Here is a 458-nt window from a genome sequence, read left to right as displayed (position 1 = left end):
AGATTTAATGTTAGAAAGAACCCCGTTTACAAACTTTGTCGCTTTGTCATCACCAAACCGTTTTGCCAGCTCAATCGCTTCGTTCATGGAGACATTCACCGGAATGTCTTCGGCATATGCCATTTCATATGCTGCCAGGCGCAAAATCGCACGGTCAACATTGGCAATCCGATCGAGCTTCCAATTCACCAGATGCTTGGAGATCATTTCATCCAGCTGGTCTTGGTGTTCCAATACCCCGTGTACAAGCTGTTCAAAGAAAGGATCTGTTTTTTCTTCATCCAGTGCGTGTTCTATGGCTTCATTCACTGCAATATCGCTGACATCAATTTGAAATAGTGCCTGCAAAGCTTTTTCTCTTGCTGTTCTTCTTTTCATTTTCTTTCTCCTTTGATCCTCTTTATCCGCTTGTCGTTAAGCCACAAAGAGATCATAACATATTTTTTTCGTATCCGCAT

At 42.1% G+C, this 458-nt stretch carries 1 protein-coding gene; it reads right to left on the bottom strand.

Translation table 11 applies throughout. The features are described from left to right. Positions 1 to 378: transcription antitermination factor NusB (gene nusB / locus SB660_RS19020; RefSeq protein WP_410583771.1), on the bottom strand; the 378-nt coding region annotated here is incomplete at its 3' end. Positions 379 to 458: the final 80 nt, after the last annotated feature.

It is taken from the genome of Bacillus sp. SIMBA_005, from assembly GCF_046535585.1.
GTDB lineage: Bacteria > Bacillota > Bacilli > Bacillales > Bacillaceae > Bacillus > Bacillus pumilus.
This window is presented reverse-complemented; position numbering and strand designations above follow the sequence as displayed.